General features: G+C 68.0%; 15 protein-coding genes and 1 riboswitch. Of the genes, 6 read left to right on the top strand and 9 right to left on the bottom strand.

Annotated features, from left to right (window positions below; genetic code table 11):
- Nucleotides 1–2: 2 nt before the first annotated feature.
- The 9 genes from thiC to BMZ21_RS13650 all read right to left on the bottom strand — a co-directional run bounded on the left by thiC (nt 3) and on the right by BMZ21_RS13650 (nt 10,484).
- Nucleotides 3–1,880, bottom strand: a complete 1,878-nt coding sequence (gene thiC / locus BMZ21_RS13610) for a phosphomethylpyrimidine synthase ThiC (protein ID WP_091834993.1) — start codon at nt 1,878–1,880, stop codon at nt 3–5.
- Nucleotides 1,881–1,958: 78 nt separating this feature from the next.
- Nucleotides 1,959–2,063, bottom strand: a riboswitch (TPP riboswitch).
- A gap of 104 nt (nt 2,064–2,167) precedes the next feature.
- On the bottom strand, nt 2,168–2,368 hold the full coding sequence (locus BMZ21_RS13615; RefSeq protein WP_091834996.1) for a hypothetical protein: 201 nt from the start codon (nt 2,366–2,368) through the stop codon (nt 2,168–2,170).
- A gap of 69 nt (nt 2,369–2,437) precedes the next feature.
- Nucleotides 2,438–2,686, bottom strand: coding sequence for a hypothetical protein (locus BMZ21_RS13620; RefSeq protein WP_143079707.1), 249 nt, complete (start codon nt 2,684–2,686; stop codon nt 2,438–2,440).
- 162 nt (nt 2,687–2,848) lie between these two features.
- Nucleotides 2,849–4,219 (bottom strand): OmpA family protein, encoded by a 1,371-nt coding sequence (locus BMZ21_RS30835; protein ID WP_244543838.1) that lies wholly within the window; start codon nt 4,217–4,219, stop codon nt 2,849–2,851.
- Between the two features lie 872 nt (nt 4,220–5,091).
- Nucleotides 5,092–5,985 (bottom strand): polysaccharide deacetylase family protein, encoded by an 894-nt coding sequence (locus BMZ21_RS13630; protein ID WP_091835005.1) that lies wholly within the window; start codon nt 5,983–5,985, stop codon nt 5,092–5,094.
- A gap of 16 nt (nt 5,986–6,001) precedes the next feature.
- Nucleotides 6,002–7,708 (bottom strand): dipeptide ABC transporter ATP-binding protein, encoded by a 1,707-nt coding sequence (locus BMZ21_RS13635; RefSeq protein WP_091835009.1) that lies wholly within the window; start codon nt 7,706–7,708, stop codon nt 6,002–6,004.
- Between the two features lie 127 nt (nt 7,709–7,835).
- A complete protein-coding gene (locus BMZ21_RS13640; protein WP_091835012.1) occupies nt 7,836–8,714 on the bottom strand; it encodes an ABC transporter permease in 879 nt (292 codons plus the stop codon).
- Nucleotides 8,714–9,685, bottom strand: a complete 972-nt coding sequence (locus BMZ21_RS13645; RefSeq protein ID WP_091835015.1) for an ABC transporter permease — start codon at nt 9,683–9,685, stop codon at nt 8,714–8,716. Before BMZ21_RS13645 ends, BMZ21_RS13640 begins: the two co-directional genes overlap by 1 nt.
- A 97-nt stretch (nt 9,686–9,782) precedes the next feature.
- Nucleotides 9,783–10,484 (bottom strand): creatininase family protein, encoded by a 702-nt coding sequence (locus tag BMZ21_RS13650; RefSeq protein WP_091836037.1) that lies wholly within the window; start codon nt 10,482–10,484, stop codon nt 9,783–9,785.
- A 94-nt stretch (nt 10,485–10,578) separates the two neighbouring features.
- Between BMZ21_RS13650 and BMZ21_RS13655 the strand changes: the two genes are divergently transcribed.
- From BMZ21_RS13655 to BMZ21_RS13680, 6 genes are all read left to right on the top strand, one after another.
- Nucleotides 10,579–11,130, top strand: a complete 552-nt coding sequence (locus BMZ21_RS13655) for a MarR family winged helix-turn-helix transcriptional regulator (protein WP_167561635.1) — start codon at nt 10,579–10,581, stop codon at nt 11,128–11,130.
- Nucleotides 11,127–12,731 (top strand): ABC transporter substrate-binding protein, encoded by a 1,605-nt coding sequence (locus BMZ21_RS13660; RefSeq protein WP_091835021.1) that lies wholly within the window; start codon nt 11,127–11,129, stop codon nt 12,729–12,731. Before BMZ21_RS13655 ends, BMZ21_RS13660 begins: the two co-directional genes overlap by 4 nt.
- A gap of 174 nt (nt 12,732–12,905) precedes the next feature.
- Nucleotides 12,906–13,853 (top strand): isoaspartyl peptidase/L-asparaginase family protein, encoded by a 948-nt coding sequence (locus BMZ21_RS13665; RefSeq protein WP_091835024.1) that lies wholly within the window; start codon nt 12,906–12,908, stop codon nt 13,851–13,853.
- Complete coding sequence (locus BMZ21_RS13670; protein WP_091835027.1) at nt 13,850–14,890, top strand: ketopantoate reductase family protein; 1,041 nt, start codon at nt 13,850–13,852, stop codon at nt 14,888–14,890. The genes BMZ21_RS13665 and BMZ21_RS13670 overlap by 4 nt, the downstream gene beginning before the upstream one ends.
- Nucleotides 14,863–15,618: an SDR family NAD(P)-dependent oxidoreductase gene (locus tag BMZ21_RS13675; protein ID WP_091835030.1), complete on the top strand. Its 756-nt coding sequence runs from the start codon at nt 14,863–14,865 to the stop codon at nt 15,616–15,618. The genes BMZ21_RS13670 and BMZ21_RS13675 overlap by 28 nt, the downstream gene beginning before the upstream one ends.
- Before the next feature lie 268 nt (nt 15,619–15,886).
- Nucleotides 15,887–17,095, top strand: a complete 1,209-nt coding sequence (locus BMZ21_RS13680; protein WP_091835033.1) for an ABC transporter substrate-binding protein — start codon at nt 15,887–15,889, stop codon at nt 17,093–17,095.
- Nucleotides 17,096–17,170 lie beyond the last annotated feature (75 nt).

The following is a 17,170-nucleotide window of genomic DNA, read 5'->3' on the forward strand; positions in this document are numbered from 1 at the left end:
TTCTACTCCGCCGCCGGCAGATAGAGATTGCCGCCCTGCTTCAGGAACTCCTGCGACTTTTCCGCCATTCCTTGAGTGGCCATCGCTTCGAGCGCCGCCCGCTCATTGTCGCCCATGGCCTGCACCTCGGCGCGCAAATCCTGGGTGATCTTCATCGAGCAGAATTTCGGGCCGCACATCGAGCAGAAATGCGCGACCTTGTGGGCGTCCTTCGGCAGCGTCTCGTCATGGAAGGCGCGGGCCGTGTCGGGATCCAGCGCCAGGTTGAACTGATCCTCCCAGCGGAAGTCGAAGCGGGCGCGCGAGAGTGCGTCGTCCCTGAGCTTGGCCGCCGGATGGCCCTTGGCGAGGTCGGCGGCATGGGCGGCGATCCGATAGGTGATGACGCCGGTCTTGACGTCGTCGCGATCGGGCAGGCCGAGATGCTCCTTCGGCGTGACATAGCAGAGCATGGCGCAGCCGAACCAGCCGATCATCGCCGCGCCGATGCCCGACGTGATGTGGTCGTAGCCCGGCGCGATGTCGGTGGTCAGCGGGCCGAGCGTATAGAACGGCGCTTCGCCGCATTCGCGCAACTGCTTGTCCATGTTCTCCTTGATCTTGTGCATCGGCACATGGCCGGGGCCCTCGATCATCACCTGGCAGCCCTTGTTCCAGGCGACCTTGGTGAGCTCGCCCAGCGTCTCCAGCTCGGCGAACTGGGCGCGGTCGTTGGCGTCGGCGATCGAGCCGGGGCGCAGGCCGTCGCCGAGCGAGAAGGAGACGTCGTAGCGCCGCATGATCTCGCAGATCTCGTCGAAGCGCTCGTAGAGGAAACTCTCCTTGTGATGCGCCAGGCACCAGCGCGCCATGATCGAGCCGCCGCGCGAGACGATGCCGGTGACGCGGCTGGCAGTCAGCGGCACATAGGGCAACCTTACGCCGGCATGGATGGTGAAATAGTCGACGCCCTGCTCGGCCTGCTCGATCAGCGTGTCCTTGAACACCTCCCAGTCGAGCTTGATCGGGTCGCCGCCGACCTTCTCCAGCGCCTGGTAGATCGGCACGGTGCCGATCGGGACCGGCGAGTTTCTGAGTATCCAAGAGCGGATGTTGTGGATGTTGCGCCCCGTGGAGAGATCCATGACCGTGTCGGCGCCCCAGCGGATCGCCCAGACCAGCTTCTCGACCTCCTCGGCGGCGCCCGAGGTCACGGCCGAATTGCCGATATTGGCGTTGATCTTGACCAGGAAATTGCGGCCGATCGCCATCGGCTCCAGTTCGGGGTGGTTGATGTTGGCGGGGATGATGGCGCGGCCGCGGGCGATCTCGTCGCGGACGAATTCCGGCGTGACGAATTCCGGGACCGAGGCGCCGAAGCTCTCGCCGTCGGCATGGCGCTCGCGGGCACCGTCCAGCATGGCGGCGCGGCCGAGATTCTCGCGATGGGCAACGTAGATCATCTCTGGGGTGACGATGCCGGCTTTGGCGAACTCGTACTGGGTCGCCATCTGGCCGGACCTGGTCTTGAGGATCGGGCGCTGCGCCGGGCAGGCGGGAACGAGCTGCTCGGCCGAGATGTTGCCGTTGTCGGCGGCAGTGACGGCGCGGCCGGGCACCGTCTCGAAGCCGCGCGCATCGAGCCAGTCGCGGCGCGGCTGCACCAGGCCGGCGTTGAGGTCGATTTTCGCATCGGTCTCGGTATAGGGGCCTGAGGGGTCGTAGATGCGCACCGGCGGCTCGGCGTCGGTGGTCAGCACGACCTCGCGGAAGGGCACGCGCATGTCGGGATGCTCGGGCGCGGCAACATAGATCTTGCGCGAGCCGATGATCGGGCCGGTGGTCACCGTCTGCGGTGCGGCCTTGACGCTGTTCTTCTGCGGCTTGGTGTGGGCGTTCATCTTTAGGATCTCCTCCCTCTCAGGTTCAGGAGATCCGGGGCGTCTGACGGTCCAGTCGCTGTCTGCGGATGCACTTGTGGCGCAGCCGCGTTCCAGTCCCTCCGCCGGTATGACCCGGATCAGGTTCGATGGGTTCGGCCGTCAGGCCATCTCAGCTCTTGTCGAGCACCCCTCGGAACGAGACGGAGGTTAGAACCGTCGTGACCTCGGCGCAACCGGCAAAGGAGCACGATCAAGCGCCGCGCTGCCATGCGCAGGAGACAACACAGCTGGCGGGATCGAAAAAGTCAGGCGGTGATGTCGAGATTGCCGCCCTGGCCGGCAGGGAGCATCGCCTGCTGCTGCTCGGAGGCCTGCTGCAACATGGCGACCAGCGCCTGGTCGGAATCGGCGTTCTGCTTGACCATCTCCAGCTGCAGCGCCTGCTGCGTCGCAGCCGACTTCATGCTGATCAGGCTCTGGGCGATCGCGACCGACATCTCGCTCATGGGCATGGCTCCTCGTCGCGGACCATAGGCGGCGAGCCTTACCCGAATCTAAACCCGAAGCGGCGGGCTCTAACGAGTCGGTGCAATGATCGAAGGTACCGGCTTCGGCATCGGAATCTCGCGGTTCGGTTCCGGCGGGCCGGAACGATCGCGTGCAAGCTGCTGCCGCTCGCGCCGCGCCTCGACGCGATCGGAGCGCGGCTCGAGCTTCTGAACCTCGCCCGCATTCGGCGACATCGGCACGCCGGGTGCGCGCTGACGCTGCGTCTCCGACGGAACGGACTGAGCGGCAGCGGCTTCCGCCGCCAGCAGCCCCATGGCGAGCAATCCGAGCAGAATCCATGAGTTCTTGCGCATGGCATTCCTCCAGTCAGGCAGGCGCGAGGCGAGCCCGCCTGCGGGAGGAACAGGAGCGACGTGGGGATTGTTCCGGGTTGCCGATCACAAAAGACGGAGCGGCCAGAGCCGCCCCGGCCTGCGTCACTGCTGGTTCTGTCCAGTGAGCAGCGGCGTGATCCGGCGCAGCGTCACGCGCCGGTTTTCGCGGGAATCACCCTGTGTCTGGATCTTCAGGTACTGCTCGCCATAGCCCTGCGTCGTCAGGTTCTCGGCCGGGATGCCGAAATCGCGCGTCAGTATCTCGGCGACGGATTGCGCCCGCCGGTCAGACAGCGAGAGGTTGTCGACATCGGAGCCGACCGCGTCGGTATGGCCCTCGACCAGGAAGACCTCGTTGGGCGCGCGCTCGACCGCCTGGCGTACCGCGTCGGCGATGACCCGCAGGCGCCCGGCCTGGTCTGGTGTGACCGTCCAGGAGCCGGAGTCGAAGTTGATCGTATCGATGTCGACGCTGCGCATATGGGCGCGCAGGTCGGGCGAGTAGCGCACCTCGTCCAGCGTATAGCGGCGCGGCACCGGCGCGACCGGCGGCGCGGTGATCGTCTCGTAGATCAGCCGCTCGTCGGCACGCTCGGCATCGACGATGTAGCGCTCGCGCGGGATGCGCAGCGGCGGCGGCGGCAACTCGACGACCTCCTCGGCGAAGCGGGCCTGCGGACCGTCGCGGCGGACATTGTCGATGATGACGAATTCGCCGCCGTCGCGCTCGCGCCGCGAGCGGCGGATCAGCCGGCCCTCGGCATCGGTCACCGTGACGATCTGCGTGCCGTCCGGGCGATCATAGACCGTAACGGTCTCCTCGCCGCGTCGCTCGCTGCGGGTGTCGAGGCCGAGATCGCGGAAGCGCTGCGTCTCGTCGCGGCGGATGATGACGCGATCGTCGTCGCCGCGGATGATGGTGCGGCCGGGCTCGCGGATGATGGTGACGTCGCCCTCGCGCGTCTCCTGCCGCCGGCTGCGGATGTCGTCGAGCCGATTCGCGCCCTGCGTCGCCATGATGCCGCCGATCGCGGCGGCGCCGAGACCGATCGCGGCCGCGCCGCCAAGGCCGATGCCGCCGCGCCGGCCCTGCCGGTCAGGCGCGGGCTGGCCCGGCGCACCGGGCTGCGGCTGGACCTGTCCGGGCGCGACGCCCGGCTGGGACGGGGCGCCCGGCGCGCGGCCGGCGTTTGGAGCGGGAGCAGGCTGGCCCGTCGCAGGCTGACCGGCGCCGAGAGCACCTTGGCCGGGCGCGGGCTGGGTTGGGGCAGGCTGCGTGGGCGCAGCCTGTCCGGGTGCGGTCTGGCCAGGCTGGCGGCTGAGGCCGGAGGGCTGCTGCGGCTGGGCCGGCGCCGGCTGCGACGGAGCGGTACCGGGTTGTGACAGCGCGCCTGGCGCACGGCCGGCATTCGGTGCGGTCGCCGGCTGGCCGGGTGCGGGCTGGCTCGGCGCCTGCCCAGGCTGACGGCTCAAGCCGGGTTGCTGCTGCGAAGGAGCCGGCTGGGCCGGGGCCGTACCCGGCTGCGACAGCGCGCCGGGCGCCCGACCGGCTGGCGGTGCAGCGGAGGGCTGGCCGCTGCTGCCTGGAGCGGCCTGTCCGGGCGCGGGTCGAGCGGGTGCCGAGGGAGCGGCCGCGGGCGGCTGGCCGGGAGCCGTCTGGGAAGGCGCGGGGCGGCGCTGACCGTCACCAGAGGGTGCTCCCGATGCATTGGGCTGGGCCGGCGGCGCGCTCGGCCGGGCTGGCGAAGCCGGGGGCGCGATCTGCCCCGGGGCCGGACGCTGCGGCTCGCTCGGCGCGGTCGAAGGCGCACGCGGCGCCCCTTGCGGTGCAGAAGGCGCGATCTGGCCGGGCGCCGCGCCAGCGGGCGGTGCCGGACGGCGCGGCTGCTCGGGCTCGGCCCGGTTGGCCGGAGGCGCGGCCTGTGGCGCAGACGGTGGGCGCGGGGCGCTCGGGGGCGCTCCGGCCGGACGCTCGGGGGCGGCGGGGCGGGCGGCAGGTGGCTGGCCCGGAGCGGGGCGAGCGCCGGGACGTTCCTGGCCACCCGGCGCCGGGCGCTCCTGGCCGCCCGGCCGCTGGCGGCGCTGGTCCGGCCGGTCGTCATCGCCGGATTGCGCCTGCGCAAGCTGGAGCGATGGAGCGGCGAAACTGCCCTGCGACAACACGATGGCGGGAATGATGGTGCCGATCAGAAGCAGGTTTTTCGTGCGCGTCATGACATCCGTTTCCAGTTGTTCTTCCGGAGATGAACGCCTCCGCGCCCTGAATTCCGAATGAACCGAAAACGGCCGAAATCGGGCACGGTTCCGCTGACGCGGGGGCAACCGGCCCGAAAATCACGCCCGCGTCAGAGCCCCGCCTGCGCCTTCACATAGGCCGCGATCTCGGCATGCGTCGCGAACCAGACATCGCCCTTGGCCTTGGCGTGGCGCACAAGCTCCTCGAGGATCCAGAAGCGCGACCGGTAGGTGATGACATGCGGGTGCATGGTCAGCAGGAAGAGCCCGCCCTCGGCGTGAGCGCCGTCGAACTCGCGCTTGAAGATGTCGAACACCGCCTCGGGCGAGGTGTAGGGCCGCAGCGCCTGGAAGCGGTTCATGTTGAAATAGACCGCGTCGTCGCGGATCCACTCGACCGGGAGCTCGACCATGCCGGTCGGCTCGCCCTTCTCGATCAGCTCGTACGGATCGTCATCGGCGAAGAGCGAGGAATCGTAGATCAGCCCGAGTTCGCGCTCGACGGCGAGCGTCACCTCGGAAAAATCCCAGGACGGGGTGCGCATGCCGACCGGCCTGACACCCGTGACTTTCTCCAGCGTATCGGCCGAGCGCAGGTGCAATTCGCGCTCCGCCTCGGGCGGCACAGCGGTGTTGACCTCGTGGATCCAGCCATGGAGGCCGATCTCGTGGCCTTCGGCGATGATGCGGCGCTGTTCGTCGGGATAGAGCAGTGCGGTCACAGCCGGCACGAAGAAGCTCGCCTTGATCTCCTCGCGCGCCAGCATGGAGAGGATGCGCGGCATGCCGGCGCGATTGCCGTACTGGCCCCAGGACAGCCGGCCGACCGATTTGCCGCCGTCGCGCAGTTCATTGGTCTCGTGATCGACGTCGAAGGAGAGCGCCACGGCGCAACGCGCCCCGCCCGGCCACACCTTCGGCTTGAGGTTGCGGCCAGCGCGGACCTGCTCGACCTTGCCGCGCCAAATCTCCTCCGGCCATTGCCAGGGCTTCAGTTCGGTCATGGCGTTCCTCCTGATCTTACGCTGCCGCCTCGGGCAGCACCGGTACGGCCGCGAGCAGCCGCCTGGTGTAGTCGTGCTGCGGGTTGTCGTAGACCTCGCCTGCCGGCCCCTCTTCGACGATGCGGCCGCGATACATCACCGCGACGCGGTCGCAGAGATGCCGGACCACCGAGAGGTCGTGCGAGATGAAGATCAGGGTCAGGCCGAGCTCGGCCCGCAGCCGCATCAGCAAGTTGATGATCTGCGCCTGGATCGAGACGTCGAGCGAGGCGACCGGCTCGTCGCAGATGACGAGATCGGGCTGCATGGCGAGCGCACGGGCGATGGCGACGCGCTGGCGCTGGCCGCCGGAGAACTGGTGCGGGTAGCGCTCGGCGAAGGCGGGGTCGAGCCCGACCGCGGCGAGCCAGTCGCGGACGTAAGCTCCGCTGGCGGACTTGTCGACCAGCCCATGGGCGAGCGGACCCTCGGCGATGCCGTCGCCGATGCGCATGCGTGGGTTGAGCGAGGCGAATGGGTCCTGGAAGATCGTCTGGACCCGGGTGGTCAGCTTCTTCGGCTCGGCCCCCTCGCTCATCACCGGCAGGCCCTCGAGGCGAACGGTGCCCGAAGTGGGCGCGTAGATGCCGGCCGCCATGCGCCCGAGCGTCGACTTGCCCGAACCGGATTCGCCGACGAGCCCGAGCGCCTCGCCGCGTGGGACAGTCAAGCTGACCTCGTCGACCGCCATCACCGCCGGCGGCGGTTGCAGCATGCCCAGCTTCTGGCCGAGTGCGCGCAGGGCGCGGGGCCGCGACTCGAAGCGCTTGCTGACGCGATCGGCGACGAAATAGGGCGCGCCCTGTACCGGCGCGGCAGCTGCCGCCGGCTTGCGGGCGGGCGGGGCGGCATCGGGAACGCCGCCGCCGCGCAGCAGGAACTCGCCAGGCCTGGCACGCGAGGGCAATGCGTCGAGCAGAGCACGGGTATAGGCGTGCTGCGGGCGCGTCAGCACATCGAGCGTCGGGCCGGCCTCGACGATCTTGCCGAGCCGCATCACCGCAACGTGCTGGGCGATCGAGGCGACGGTGGCGAGGTCGTGGCTGATCCAGATCAGCGCCGTGCCGAGCTCGGCGACGAGCTCCTTCATCTCGGCGAGTATCTCGGCCTGGATGGAGACGTCGAGCGCCGTCGTCGGCTCGTCGCAGATGATCAGCTTCGGCCGGTGCAGCAGCGCGATCGCGATGGCAACGCGCTGGCGCATGCCACCTGAGAGCTGGTGCGGATAAAAGTCGACGGTCGCCTCGGGGCGTGGGATGCGGACCTGGGCGAGGCCGGCGATGGCGCGCCGGCGCGCCTCGGCAGCGGACATGGATCGATGCGCCTCGATCGCCAGCCTGATCTGCTCGCCGATGGTCAGCACCGGGTTCAGCGTCATCAGCGGGTCCTGGAAGACCATCGAGACGACCCGGCCGCGCAAGCTGCGCAACTCGTCTGCCGGCAGGCCGACAAGCTCGCGGCCATCGAGCTTCACCGAACCACTCGCAACGCGGCCGGGCGGGTCGATCAGGCCGATGATCGAGAAGCCGGTCACGCTTTTCCCCGAGCCGGATTCGCCGACGAGCCCCATCACCTCGCCGCGACGCAGGCAGAACGAGACGCCGTCGACCGCCCTCACCACGCCGGCGCGGGTGAAGAATTGCGTGGTGAGGTCACGGACCTCGAGAAGGGGGGCGTCTGTCATGAGCGCACCTCCCCCGTCATGCTCGGCCTTGTGCCGAGCATCCACGTCTTGAACACAGCCCTCGACCTACGCAGGCGTGGACGGTCGGGACAAGCCCGACCATGACGGAGCGTGCTCGCACCCTCCCTCATCGCTTCAGCCTCGGATTGACCTGGTCGCGGATCTGGTCGCCGACCAGGTTGATCGCGACGATCAGCAGGATCAGCGCGAGGCCCGGATAGATCGAGATCCAGTAGCGGCCCGACAGCATGTACTGGAAGCCGTTGGCGATCAGCGAGCCCAGCGAAGGCTCGGTCACCGGCAGGCCGACGCCGAGGAAGGAGAGCGTCGCCTCCAGCGCGATGGCATTGGCGACCTGCACGGTCGCGACCACGATCAGCGGCGGCAGGCAGTTCGGCAGGATGTGCCGCCAGATCACCTGCCGGGCCGGCAATGGCGTCGACAGCGCCGCCTCGACATAGTCCTTGCCGCGCTCGGCCGAGGCGGCGCCATGGGCGGTGCGGGCGAAATAGGCATATTGCGCGGCGACCAGCGCGGCGATGAGCTGCGCCTTGCCCTGGCCGAGCAGGGCCGAGATCACCAGCGCCAGCAGGATCGCCGGGAAGGCGAGCTGCAGGTCGATCACGCGCATGATGAAGGCCTCGCGCCGGCCGCCGAGATAGGCGGCGGCGATGCCGAGCGTGACGCCGATGGCGAAGGCGAAGGCGCCGGCGACCAGCCCCATCTGCAGGGAGATGCGCAGGCCATAGAGGATGGCCGAAAGCAGGTCGCGCCCCTGCGCGTCGGTGCCGAGCCAATGGGTATAGCCGCTGGAGCCGACATAGCCCGGCGGACGGCGGGCGTCGGACAGAACGAGATTGGCGAGGTCGTAAGGGTTCTGCGGCGCGATCAGCGGCGCGAGCACGGCGACGCCGATCATCAGGACGACGACGACGAGCGCGGCAACAGCGATGCGGCTCTCGCGGAACTCGCTCCAGAAGCGGGCGATGGGCGTTTCGGTCCGCATCACGCCCGGCCCTTCCGCAGTCGCGGATCGAGCGCGAAATAGGTCAGGTCGACCAGGAAGTTGATCATGATGAAGACGAAGGCGACCAGCATGAGATAGGCGACCATCACCGGCCGATCGAGCGACTGGATGGAGTCGATGATCAGCTTGCCGATGCCGGGCCAGGAGAAGATCGTCTCGGTCACCACGGCGAAGGCGAGCGTCGAGGCGAATTCCAGCCCGAAGACGGTGACCAGCGGGATCGAGATCAGGCGCAGGACATGCCGGCGCAGGATGACGCTCTCCGGAATGCCGGCGGCGCGGGCGAATTTCACGGTGTCGGTCAGCATGACTTCGCGCGTGCCGGCCCGCGCCAGCCGAGTCATCAGCGCGAGCTTGAAGAAGGCGAGGTTCAACGCCGGCAGCAAAAGATGCGACAGGCCGTTCGGCGTCAGGAAGCTCCATTCGACGCCGAAGAGCCGGGCGGTCTCGCCGCGCCCGCCGGCCGGCAGCCATTGCAGCTCGACGGCGAAGGTCATGATCAGGACGAGGCCGATCCAGAAGGTCGGCACCGAGAAGCCGAGGATCGAGAGCGCCATGATCAGCTTCGAGAGCGGGCTGTCGGGCCGGTAGCCGGCATAGATGCCGGCTGGGATGCCGACCAGCGCCGCCCCCAGAACGGCCGCCAGCGTCAGTTCCAGCGTCGCCGGCAGGCGCGACAGGATCAGTTCCAGCACCGGCATGCCGAAGACGAAGGAGCGGCCGAAATCGCCGTGCAGGACGCGATCGAGAAAAGTGAAATACTGCTCCCACAGCGGCTTATCCAGGCCATAGCGGGCGATGGTGTCGAGCCTGATGTCCTGGCTGACATCGGGGCCGATCAACACGTCGATCGGGTTGCCGATCGCGTAGACGCCGACGAAGACAAGCGCCGACATGACCAGCATGACGGCCAGCGCCTGCAGGATACGCTCGATGACATGGGTCAGCATCGGAGGGACATTCGTCGCCGTTGCTTCGCAACCTCCATGCCAAGGAGAGGGGATTCGTTGCCGCTCTCCTGGATAGGGACAGCGGCAGGATAGGTCATCACGGCCAGCTCTCGACCATCACCGCGCGGGTTTCCTCGACGCCCACGGCCCAGAGCGCCAGCATCTCCTCGTCCGGCCGCTGGTAACGGCCATGGAAATTGCCGTCGCCGAGGATCTCGCGCTTCCGCTGCGGACTGGCGGCCTGGTAGAGCGCGGCATCGAAGGGTGGCTTCACCCCATCGGGCAGGGTCACGCCTTCGAGGCGCGTCCAGGGGAAATTCTCCATCCAGGAGGCATGCGAGGCTGCAGGGTCGGTCGCCTTCACCGCCTGCTGGAAGCGCGGCCCTGCCCACCAATTGTGCATCTTGACGCTGGCGTCGGGGCGCCGGCCCATCCATTCGGTCACCGCCGTCATCACCGGCGTATTGCCGCCATGGCCGTTGACCAGCACGATGCGGCGGAAACCGGAGCGGTAGACCCCTTCGAGCAGGTCCTCGAGCAGGGCGATATAGGTGGTCATCCGCAGCGAGATCGTGCCGGGATAGGCGGTAAAGCCTGGTGTCATGCCATAGGCCTGAACCGGGAAAACCGGGATGCCGAGCGGCTCGGCCGCCTCGGCGGCGATACGCTCGGACAGGATCGCATCGGTGGCGAGGCTCAAATAGGCGTGTTGTTCGACGCAGCCGAGCGGCAGCACGCAGCGATCGTCGCGCTTCGCCTGTTCCTCGATCTGCATCCAGTTCATCCGGGCGACGAGCACGGCCTGATCCTTGCGTTTCGGCGAAACCGCGTCATCCTTGACAGCGGTATACGGGACCGTCAAGTTCCATATGGAACTAAATTGGATGTCCGAGATGGCACGCGCCCCGACTTCCTTGTCCAAGCTCGACCGCGACCGCGAGGCGGCGCTGCGCGAGCTTGACCCGCTGACCGTCACCAAGCTCTGGGACAATCCCTGCTGGCTGTCGTTCCGGCTCAATTTCATCGCCTTCCGCTTCAACGACCCGGTCTATCGCTGGATCGAGACGCGCTACGGACTGGTACGGCCGGAATTCGTCGCGCTCTACGCTGTCGGGCTCAAGGGCGGCGTCGCGGCCAAGAACATCGTCTCCTCCGCCGGCCTGCCCAAGAACACGCTCTCGCGCGCGATCCAGAAGCTGCTGCAGCGGCGCCTGCTCAAGCGCGAGACCGATCCGGCCGATCTGCGCAGCTATGTGCTGGCGCTGACGCCGGCGGGGCGCGCCATCTTCGACGAGACCATGCCGATGATGGTGGGACAGCAGACTGCGATGCTCGCAGTGCTGACCGAAGCCGAGCAGAAGCAGCTGTGCGAATTGATGGACAAGATGGTGATCGCCTCACCAGCGTGGCCTGCCGATCTCGAACCCGAAGGGACCTCAACATGACCAAGCCTTTGCCGCACCGGTCCCCGTTATGGCGGACCGTGGCCCTCGCCGCCCTGATCGGGCTGCCGCTCTCCGGCGCCGCGATGGCGCAGACGCTGACGATCGGCGTCCGCGCCGGGCCGGAATCGATCGACCCGCATTTCACCGCGACCGGCACGCATGCCGAGGCGCTGAAGCATGTCTTCGACACGCTGACCTGGTCGGGCGACAAGCTCCAGATCGAGCCGCGCCTCGCCTTGAGCTGGAAGGCGATCGAGCCCGCCGTCTGGGAGTTCAAGCTGCGTCCCGGCGTCAAGTTCCATGACGGCTCCGACTTCACCGCCGAGGACGTCAAGTTCTCGATCGAGCGCATCCCGGTCGTCGCCGGCCCGAATCCGACGACGATCTATGTCCGGCGCGTCAAGGAGGTGAAGATCGTCGATCCGCTCACCGTCCACATCGTCACCGACGGGCCGGCGCCGAACCTGCCGAACGATTTCATCCGCCTGTTCATCGTCTCGCACAAGGCCGCGGCGGGACTGACCAAGGACAATGCCAACGACGCCTTCAACACCGGCAAGGCGGCGATCGGCACCGGCCCCTACAAGTTCGTGTCCTGGACGCCGAAGGACCAGCTCGTGCTCGAGCGCTTCGACGGCTACTGGGGCGAGAAGGAGCCATGGCAGCGCGTGCTGCGCAAGGAGTTGCCGAACGATGCCGCCCGCGTCGCCCAGCTCAAGGCCGGGCAGGTCGACATCATCGTACGCGCCCCGGCCTCCGACGTGCCGACGCTGAAGCGCGACGCCAAGCTCACCGTCGCCACGATCGACACGGTCTATGTCTTCAACATGGAACTCGACATGCGGGACAAGTCCCCGCAGATCAGCGCCAAGGACGGCTCGGCCCTGCCCAAGAATCCGCTGCAGGACGCCAAGGTGCGCGAGGCGATCGACCTCGCCATCGACCGGCCGGCGCTGGTGGAGATCGCGATGGAAGGGCTCGGCGCACCGGCCAACCAGCTAGTGACACCCGATATCGCCGGCTTCAACAAGAGCCTGCCGCCGCTGAAGCCGGATCTCGCCAAGGCGAAGAAGCTGATGGAGGAGGCCGGCTATCCCAACGGCTTCAAGGTCTCGTTCTCCTTCACCAATGACCGCCTGCCGGGCGACCGCCAGGTCGGTACCTCGATCGCACAGATGCTGGCGCGGATCGGCATCGAGGTGAACGCCAACGCCCAGCCCGGCGCCGTCTTCTTCCCGGCCCGAACCCGCGGCGAGTTCTCGCTGGCGATGTCCGGCTGGGGCACGCTGACGGGCGAGGCGAACTACACGCTTTCCTCGGTCGTCCACTCGAACGACCCGGCCAAGAAGCTCGGCGCCTTCAACGTGCTCGGCTACAAGAACGCCGAGCTCGACAAGCTGATCGAAGACGCCGCGATCGAGATGGACGAGGCCAAGCGCAACGACCTGCTCTCGCAGGCTAACGCCATCGTCGCCAAGGACCGGCCGCGCCTGCCGATCCTCGCCGTCGGCTCAGCCTGGGCGATGCAGAAGGCCAAGGTGACGATTCGCCCGCGCGTCGACGAGGACACCCTCGCGATGGATATCAAGCCGGCGAAGTGAGGCTCTAACCCTTCTCCCCTTGGGGGAGAAGGTGTCTGCGAAGCAGACGGATGAGGGCAGCGCGACCGGGTGAGGCGGCAGCCGACTTGCCCGTCCTTCCCTCATCCGTCAGCGCTTCGCGCTGCCACCTTCTCCCCCGAGGGGAGAAGGGATTGCACCTGAGGATGTTTCAGCATGACCATCGCCCTCGCCATCCATGGCGGCTGCGGCACCTTGCCCAAGGCCGAGATGACCGACGCCGAATGGGCCGAGGCCAAGGCCCATCTCGCCAAGTCGCTGCGGGCCGGCTGGGCTGTTCTCGCCAAGGGCGGCAGCGCGGTCGATGCGGTCGAGGCCGCCGTGCTGGTGATGGAGGATTCCGTCCATTTCAACGCCGGCCATGGCGCCGCCTTCAATGCCGATGGCGAGCATGAGCTCGACGCCTCGATCATGGACGGCTCGACGCTGGCCGCCGGCGCGCTCTGCGCGGTCAAGCGCATCCGCAACCCGGTCAGCGCCGCCAAGGCGCTGATGCATCGCGGCGATCCGCTGCTGCTGACCGGCCCGGCCGGCGACGCCTTCGCCCAGACCGAGGGACTCGACATCGTCGAGAACGAGTATTTCTCGACGGAGCGGCGGCGCAAGAACCTGGCCTCGATGAAGATCCGCGAGCTCGTCGGCACCGCCGGCGAGGCGAGCGAGGCCGAAAAGCACGGAACGGTCGGTGCGGTCGCGCTCGACGCCAACGGCCATCTCGCCGCCGCGACCTCGACCGGCGGCTACACCAACAAGCCCCCGGGACGCGTCGGCGATTCCCCGATCATCGGCGCCGGCACCTATGCCCGCGACGGGCGCTGCGCGGTCTCGGGTACGGGCAAGGGCGAGTTCTTCATCCGCTACTGCATCGGCCACGAGATCGCGTCGCTGATCGGCTATGCCGGCCTCTCGCTGAAGGAGGCGGCCGATCGCGCCATCGCCGAACTGACCCAACACAAGATCGGCGCCGGGCTCGTCGCCGTCGGAGCCGACGGCACGATCGTCGCGCCCTATAATTCCGAAGGCATGTATCGGGGCTGGGTGACGCCGGACGGGCTCGTCCATGTCGCAACCCATGCCGATGTCGAGGTGATGGGGCAGGTATGACGACCGAACCCATCCTGATCTGGGGCGCCGGCGCGATCGGCGGCACGCTCGGTGCCTATTGGGCAAGGGCCGGGGTGCCGGTGCTGCTGGTCGATATCGTCGCTGACCATGTCGTGGCCTGCCGGACCACGGGCCTTGCGATCACCGGCCCGGTCGAGGACTTCCGTCAGGTCGTGCCGGCGGTGACGCCGCAGGAATTGACCGGCACCTATTCGCGCATCGTGCTGGCGGTGAAGGCAGGCGCTACCGAAGCTGCGCTTGCCGCCCTGAAGCCGCATCTCGCCGCCGATGGCTTCGTACTCTCGGCCCAGAACGGGCTCAACGAGATCACCATCGCCAAGACGGTCGGTGAAGCGCGGACGATGGGCTGCTTCGTCAATTTCGGCGCCGACTGGCATGGGCCGGGCGAAATCCTCTACGGCAATCGCGGCGCCGTGGTCGTCGGCGAGCTCAATGGGGCGATGAGCGAGCGCGTGCGGGAGATGCACCGTTTGCTCGCGATCTTCGAGCCGGACGCGGTCCTGACCGACAACATCTACGGCTATCTCTGGGGCAAGCTCGCCTATGGCGCGATGCTGTTCGGCACCGCTCTCACCAACGACTCGATGTCGGCGAATTTCGCCGACCCGCAGCGCCTGCCGGTCTGGCTGACACTGGGGCGCGAGGTCGGCGCGGTCGCGGCGGCGCGCGGCGTCACCTCGCTAGGCTTCGGCGAATTCGACCCTGCCGTGTTCGCGCCGGGCGCACCGGACGGCCCGCAGGTCGAAACGATCGCCTGGCTCGCCGACTACACCTCGAAGACGGCCAAGACCCATTCCGGCATCTGGCGCGATCTTGCCGTGCGCAAGCGCAAGACCGAGGGCCAGGCGCAGATCGGCATCATCTCGCGGCTCGGCCGCGAGGTCGGCGTCGCCACGCCGGCCCTGGAACTGTTGGTATCCCTGATCCAGGACATCGAGGACGGCCACCGCCCGATGTCCCTGGGCACGCTGAAGGTCCTTATCGAGCAATGCAGATCCGCTTCGACGACCGCGTAGCCCTCGTCACCGGCGCAGCCCAGGGCATCGGCCGCGCCATCGCCGCCGCGCTGGCGCAGGCCGGCGCGAAGGTCCATCTCGCCGATCTCGATGCGGAGGGCGTCGCCGCCAGCGCAGATGCGCTCGGCGCGAGCGCCCATGTCGCCGATCTCGGCAGCCCGGAGGCCGCCAAAGACCTGGTGGGCGCGATCCTCCCCGCCGAGGGCCGGCTCGACCTGCTGGTCAACGCCGCCGGCGGCGTGCGCGGCCAGACCGGCCGGCCGATCGAGGAGATTTCCGAGAGCGACTGGCGCGCCATCTTCGCCGCCAATGTCGATGCCGCCTTCTTCCTGTCGCAAGCTGTGGCCCCGGCGATGAAGCGGGCCGGGTACGGCCGTATCGTCAACATCTCCTCAGGCGCCGGCCTGCGCCCGAGCCTGACCGGCATCCAGGCCTATGCCAGCGCCAAGCATGCTCTGGTCGGCCTGACAAGGCAGCTCGCCTGGGAGTTCGGGCCCGATGGCATCACCGTCAACTCGGTCGCTCCCGGCTTCGTCCGCTCCAATCCCGCGACCGAGCGGCAATGGGAATCCTATGGGCCGGATGGCCAGAAGCGGCTGATCGACGGCATCCACACCCGCAAGCTCGGCACGCCCGAGGATATCGCCCATGCCAGCCTGTTCTTCCTCTCCGAGCAGGCAGGCTGGGTGACCGGCCAGATCCTCTCGGTCGATGGCGGGCGCTCCTAGAACGACCAGACCCGCACGACACGGCTGACGCAAATCGGCCGACCTGACAGCCCACCCGCATCGCCCGACCGCGCGCTGCTCAAGCCGGTGGCAACCCCGCCTGTTTTTCGACGATTGACAAACTGCAAAACGCAGTCGAGATTTCATACGCATACAAACGAATTTTCACCCCGGCTTGTTGCAGTGCGCTGCACTGGCCTAGGGTAGGAAATCGCGCAGCGAGGGGCTGTGGATGCGTAAGACGTGCGATCAACGGGAGAGCCACCAGATGGACCGTCGCCAATTCGTCAGCGGAGCTGCGCTCGGCGCCGTCGCGCTGACCACGCCGTCGCTGCTGCGCGCCCAGGGCGCGCCGATCAAGATCGGCGAGATCAACAGCTACACCTCGCAGCCGGCCTTCCTGAAGCCCTATCGCCAGGGCTGGGAGCTGGCTCTGGAGCAGGTCAATGCCGCCGGTGGCGTGCTCGGCCGCAAGGTCGAGACCCTGTTCCGCGACGATGCCGGCAAGCCGGAGGATTCGGTGCGCCTCGCCGGCGAGCTGATCAACGCCGAGAAGGTCGACCTGCTCTCGGGCGGCTTCCTCTCCAATGTCGGCCTCGCCATCGCCGACTACGCCCTGCAGAACAAGCGGCTCTATGTCGCCTCAGAGCCGCTTTCGGACGCGATCGTCTGGGCCAAGGGCAACCGCTACACCTTCCGCCTGCGCCCTTCGACCTACATGCAGGCGGCGATGCTGGTCGAGGAAGCGGCCAAGCTCCCCGCCAAGAAATGGGCGACGGTGGCGCCGAACTACGAGTACGGCCAGTCGGCGGTGAAGTGGTTCAAGGAACTGCTGAAGAAGGCCAAGCCCGACGTCGAGTTCGTCGCCGAGCAGTTCCCGGCGCTCGGGCGCATCGATGCCGGCGCCACCGTGCAGGCGCTCGAAGCCGCCAAGCCCGATGCGATCTTCAACGTCACCTTCGCCGCCGACCTCTCGAACTTCGTGCGCCAGGGCAACACCCGCGGCTTGTTCGAAGGTCGGACGGTGGTCTCGATGCTGACCGGCGAGCCTGAATATCTCGACCCGCTCGGTGCCGAGGCGCCGGTCGGCTGGATCGTGACCGGCTATCCGCATGCCGACATCCAGACGCCGGATCACGTCAAGTTCCGCGATGCCTACAAGGCCAAGTACAACGACTATCCGCGCCTCGGCTCGGTCGTCGGCTTCGACACCATGAACGCCATCGCCGCCGGCCTCGCCAAGGCGGGCACGACGGACAACGAGAAGCTCATCGACGCCATGAAGGGGCTGAAGTTCACCTCGGCCTTCGGCCCGGTGGAGTTCCGCGCCTCCGACCACCAGGCGACGCTCGGCGCCTATGTCGGCAAGACCGCGGTCAAGGACGGCAAGGGCGTGATGGTCGACTGGCGCTATGCCGACGGCGCCAAATACCTGCCGTCCGATGCAGAGGTGAAGACGCTTCGCCCGGCGGGCTAAGCGCCAGCTCCGACCTGATCTAGACTATGGCTGACCCGGCCGCGGCGGAAAGCTGCGGCCGCGGGAGAATTGCGC

Origin of the sequence: Allobosea lupini, from assembly GCF_900109525.1 — a bacterium.
GTDB lineage: Bacteria > Pseudomonadota > Alphaproteobacteria > Rhizobiales > Beijerinckiaceae > Allobosea > Allobosea lupini.